5 protein-coding genes are annotated in these 4732 nt (G+C 36.8%); 4 read left to right on the forward strand and 1 reads right to left on the reverse strand.

All coding sequences use genetic code 11. The features are described 5' to 3' along the window. Positions 1-277: hypothetical protein (locus A9501_RS03090; protein ID WP_257006481.1), on the forward strand; the 277-nt coding region annotated here is incomplete at its 5' end. Between the two features lie 32 nt (positions 278-309). On the opposite strand, the gene A9501_RS03095 is transcribed toward A9501_RS03090, so the two are convergent. Beyond that, complete coding sequence (locus A9501_RS03095; RefSeq protein ID WP_065264888.1) at positions 310-1323, reverse strand: replication initiation protein; 1014 nt, start codon at positions 1321-1323, stop codon at positions 310-312. Between the two features lie 583 nt (positions 1324-1906). On the opposite strand from A9501_RS03095, the gene A9501_RS03100 reads away from it, so the two are divergent. The 3 genes from A9501_RS03100 (at position 1907) to A9501_RS03105 (ending at position 3522) form a co-directional block, all read left to right on the forward strand. Continuing rightward, positions 1907-2803, forward strand: a complete 897-nt coding sequence (locus tag A9501_RS03100) for a cation transporter (RefSeq protein ID WP_065264889.1) — start codon at positions 1907-1909, stop codon at positions 2801-2803. A gap of 277 nt (positions 2804-3080) precedes the next feature. Further along, on the forward strand, positions 3081-3248 hold the full coding sequence (locus tag A9501_RS09660; protein ID WP_005646127.1) for a hypothetical protein: 168 nt from the start codon (positions 3081-3083) through the stop codon (positions 3246-3248). Continuing rightward, entirely contained in the window at positions 3238-3522 is a 285-nt protein-coding gene (locus tag A9501_RS03105; protein ID WP_005636121.1) for a type II toxin-antitoxin system RelE/ParE family toxin, read from the forward strand. The genes A9501_RS09660 and A9501_RS03105 overlap by 11 nt, the downstream gene beginning before the upstream one ends. The last annotated feature ends 1210 nt before the right edge of the window (positions 3523-4732 follow it).

Here is a 4732-nt window from a genome sequence, read left to right on the forward strand (position 1 = left end):
TTTAAGAAAAAAAAGAATGGTTCATAACTCGAGTTTTTCAATGAATGATATAAATACTAATAATTCATCATTCTTTAACTCAAACTTTTCAATTAATGATGTAAACACTAATAATTCATCATCTATTCATCATGAAATTAATCCTGCCACTGGATTACCAATGGTAGGGGGGGTAGATGCTGGAGGAAATCCTTATGGATTTGATTCGAGCAGCTCTTTTGATCACTCATTTCAAGACTTAGGCAATTCTTATCACAATGATTTTCATCACAACTAAACAAGGATAAATTATGTCAGGTATAAATAAATCTATTCAACAAAATCTATCTGATTTTTAGGTATCTCTACTAATTCATAAAGCGATAACTTATAACCTCTCTTTTTCAATTCAGCCCAAATATCACGCTCTTTCCCAAACTTTGACTTATGACTTTCATTGACCGCTAAAAATTTAGCATAATGCACCAGGTCATCTAGGGGTACATCATCTATCACCTCATAAAAACTATCTAGTTTTAATAGACAATCCTTAGCGTAAATAGCGTATTCATGCGAGCTAAACTTTGGATTTTGCGCATCAAACTTAACGAAAGAACCATACTTGTTTTTATGGGGGAACGCCGGGCGTTTCTGTTCGATTTTTACCGCACTTTTCTTGCTTTTAATTGTAAACTTTAACGAAACAATGCTGCGCCCTCGCTTGATCGGCTCAACACTTACAAGAAGATCCGATTTAGCATTGATTTCATCTATAGCTGGGGATAAAACTCGTTGATTAAACGAGTTATACCTTGGATATTTATCAGCAACTTGTAACCAATCTTTAAGATCCTCAATACTTGTTTGCCTCCAACCTGTATCTCTATATTGAGAGCATAATTCATATAATCGAATTGTATGCGTACTAGAAAAAGCACCAATATTTACCAATTGATATTTAGTAAAGTTATTATGCAACTGTGCGATATAGGGTAATAAATCCTCATGGAATTCGATATAAAAACGCCCTTCTTTTTTGAAATATGTTCTCTTATTAACTAAAACTACTTCAGTTAATTCTTTTTCATTATCGACCAATACAATCCAACGTTTGGATATTTTAAGTATTGCATTCCTAACCTGGGTATAAGCTGATTTTTCATCAACATCAGGGAAATGCTTGCAGAAATCCGCAATAGTAAAATCAAACCCACGCTTAATAGGATTTTCAGGATTAAAAACACCTAGCGTCAAAGACAAAATTCTCATTTCATCAAGAGTCATGGAATAACTAGCTTGAACGAAACTATTAGCTTTAGAAATAGTTAAGGATGTATTGTTCATAATTTAAACTTAGCAACAACAGATTTACGGTAAATTTTATAACAAAAACACAAAAAAGACAACACTGTTAATTTCATGTTGTCCAATACCGTAAATTTGTTGTCTTTTAACCGTAAATTTGTTGTCTTTTAACCGTAAATTTGTTGTCTTATAAATCGCAAAACCCTTGTGCGACAAGCGATCCCAGAGCCTACAAACAAGAATACAAACAAGAATACAAAAAAATAGAGCCTAAAGGCTCTTTTTGGGGGCTTTCAGCCCTAATTTTTTATTTTTTTATTCAATGCAGAATTTAATAAGATTCCTAATGATTTTGCTATGCGTGTTGCTCAAGGGATTAGGCTATCAGATGAAGAAAAGAAAGAATTAAAAAGATTATTTATTAATATGGATTTTAAGCAAAAGAAACCATAAAGCCCCGAAGTGGTATATAAAAAATCGGAGCCGTAGGCGACTTCATTCAACTGTGCCAACTGACCAATGCGCATCAGCCTCCTCCCCAACGGATTCTTTACTCTATTGACCTTATAATAGCTTTATAGTTTAAAATGGTACCACAACATTGTTCAAGTGGAGTCGTATTATGAGCAAATCCTGTGGTGGCGCCTGTGGCGGTGATGCAACGTCCGCAGCGGATACCGATATACAGGCCTCCTCCGAGGCGCCAGGGAGATGGGTCAGTGTTTATGCAGTGCCGAAGATGGACTGTCCATCAGAAGAACGAATGATTCGCCTAGCCCTGAACGGCTTTGAGGAGATTCGGGCGCTGTCCTTCGACTTGTCGAACCGCCGGCTGAAGGTCGTGCATGACGGCGAGATCGAGCCCGTCACCTCGAAACTGAAGACCTTGGGGCTAGGCGCCTCGCTTCAGGAAACCGTCGCTGCAAATCCAGAGACCATCAAGGCCGCCGAGTTTTCGGCAGCTTCTGCTAAGCAAGAATCCTGGACCCTGCGCTGGTTGCTCGGCATCAATGCACTTCTGTTCGTAGTGGAAATGACTGCCGGTCTGATCGCCCAGTCCACCGGCCTGATTGGAGAATCCCTGGACAATTTTTCCGATGCGGCGGTGTACGGGCTTGCCCTTTATGCGGTTGGACATAGCGTGAAAATGCAGGTACGTGCCGCGCATCTTGCTGGTGTACTGCAACTGATCTTGGCTGTGGGCGTGCTCGTAGAGGTGGTGAGACGCTTTGTATTCGGTAGTGAGCCTGAATCTCTGGTGATGATGGCTATCGCATTCGTCGCATTGATTGCCAATACCAGTTGTCTGCTGCTCATATCCAAACATCGGGAAGGCGGGGCGCACATGAAGGCAAGCTTGATATTCTCGGCCAACGACGTGGTGATCAACCTGGGGGGCATCACCGCCGGCGCCCTGGTCGCGTGGACCGGTTCCAATTATCCAGATCTGATTATCGGCACCATCACGGGGGGGATTGTACTTAACGGTGCCAGACGCATTTTAGCGTTGAAGGGTTAAATAATGCTCATTATTGGCAAAAAGCTCTCGCCGTATGCCCTGTTTTATCTGCTTATACCCCTGCTTTGTTTTTTTAGAGCCTTAATTGCATAGTTAAGCACCTGGTTTCGCATAAAGTGCCATTATGTTAAATCATTCTAATCACTTAAATCGCTTGTTTATGCAATGTTACAGCTCACAAAAAAATGCTAATGCAGGATAGGGGATATAGTTTTCATCCTATTTTTTGATTAAAAATTTTTCTGATAAACTACCCTTATATGAAAAAGGAGGAATTATGCAAATAGCATTACCCAATACTCAAACATTTGAGAAAAAAGAACCCCTCTATACAAACGAAGAACTTCATTTACTGCATCAATTAGAAAATGGATTAGTAAAATCAACTTCTCATGAAGATGTGATGAAAAACCTGAAACAGGTACTAAAACTTGATGAAATTTGATTACTCGATCAAATGGTATGAACTAGCAGAAAATAAACTACTGCGGCAAGCACAATACATTCTAGAACAATCTCAAAATGTGGTTATTGCAGAAAATTTTTATGATGCTATCAAGAGTGAGGTTGATAAACTTTCTTTCACGGCAGATGTGTACCGTCTTAGAAAGAAAAAGGAAATCCCCATTCTTAACGGGAAATATCTTGTAAAATTCCTTATTGGTAGAGAAACCGTTTATATCGTAGATTTTAAATCAGCTAAACAAAAAAATTATTAAGATACAATCCATAAAATTATTGCCAACTAGTGCCAATAATTTTATGGATTTTCATTTTTTTTGAACGTAAAAAAAAGCCATAGCTTATAGGAGAACAAACTATGGCAAAAAAAAAACTTAATCCAATGAACTGAAAAGATTAAGTATCGTTAGGAAATGCGAAATTATCTCTTATTTTTTTCGCCCTATAATAATAACAAAAAAAACCGCAGAAAGAGAGACGAGTAACTTTCTACGGTTAATGGGTGCAAGGAGATTTTGCACCATTGTTATTCATATGAGAGCGAATTTCTTCGCTTTTTCATAATATCAAAGGTTTTATTAATCTCAATTAAAAAATCGCTTAATGCGTTGTTTTAGCGCCTTTATCGGGTGTTTCCTTTCCCACTCTCTTTTTCTTTTCTCAAATTGCATCTGAGCTCGGTTATTCGTTGCAAATTTAGCGTGAGAGCTCGACATTTTTTCTAATAAAGCATTGATGTGCTTTTTACGCTTATACATTAAGTACAGATAAGCAAAAAAGAGGATAAAAACGATAATAAGGGCATTATAAAAAACAATAATAAAAAGGTCGTTCATTCTATTCTTTTTTTAGGGGGTTCTATTAGGCATTTTAATTGCCTGGAATGGGTGAAAAGACCTGGTGATCTAGGGTAAAGATTAAGCCAGATTCTATTATTAAAATATCATTAATTCTTTACTCTAACACACACCTAACGCAAATTTTAAATTTGCCTTTTTTCCTTTATAAATCAATGGTTTGTGCGTTTTCGACCACATTTTTAGAGGGGGGGAGCTGATTCTGTAGAGAATCTGTAGCGCACACCCAGAGAATCTCTTGATTTCATTATGAATTTTACCAAAAGATTCTGTAGAGAATCTGTAGAGATGCAATTTTGCATCTAAAAAACCCAAAAAACAGCAAATACCTCACGTTTCCTGATGAATGTTTTATGAGTTTATTTCAGATTTTTTTTGTGACAGCGTCTTAATTTTAAATACAAAAACGCTCATTTTCTTTTACAAAAAACTTAGCAATACAAGACTTATTTCTAATACGCTATTTAATGTAAAATTAGCTCAATTATATTATCATTTTAGCACTTTGCTAACCAGGTGGCCACATTATGAGATTTTTTTCTAATTTCTTAAAAAGAATCAAAGATAAAATTAGATTTGAAATTATGACTAAAAAAGAATATGAGCTTTT

Origin of the sequence: Haemophilus sp. CCUG 66565 (genome assembly GCF_001679495.1) — a bacterium.
GTDB classification, from domain to species: Bacteria; Pseudomonadota; Gammaproteobacteria; order Enterobacterales; family Pasteurellaceae; genus Haemophilus; species Haemophilus haemolyticus_K.

Bases quoted from the DNA above. Each gene is read 5' to 3' on its own strand.
- A9501_RS09660 (WP_005646127.1), top strand. From the start codon at position 3,081: ATGCAAATAGCATTACCCAATACTCAAACATTTGAGAAAAAAGAACCC.
- A9501_RS03105 (WP_005636121.1), top strand. From the start codon at position 3,238: ATGAAATTTGATTACTCGATCAAATGGTATGAACTAGCAGAAAATAAA.
- A9501_RS03095 (WP_065264888.1), bottom strand. From the start codon at position 1,323: ATGAACAATACATCCTTAACTATTTCTAAAGCTAATAGTTTCGTTCAA.
- A9501_RS03100 (WP_065264889.1), top strand. From the start codon at position 1,907: ATGAGCAAATCCTGTGGTGGCGCCTGTGGCGGTGATGCAACGTCCGCA.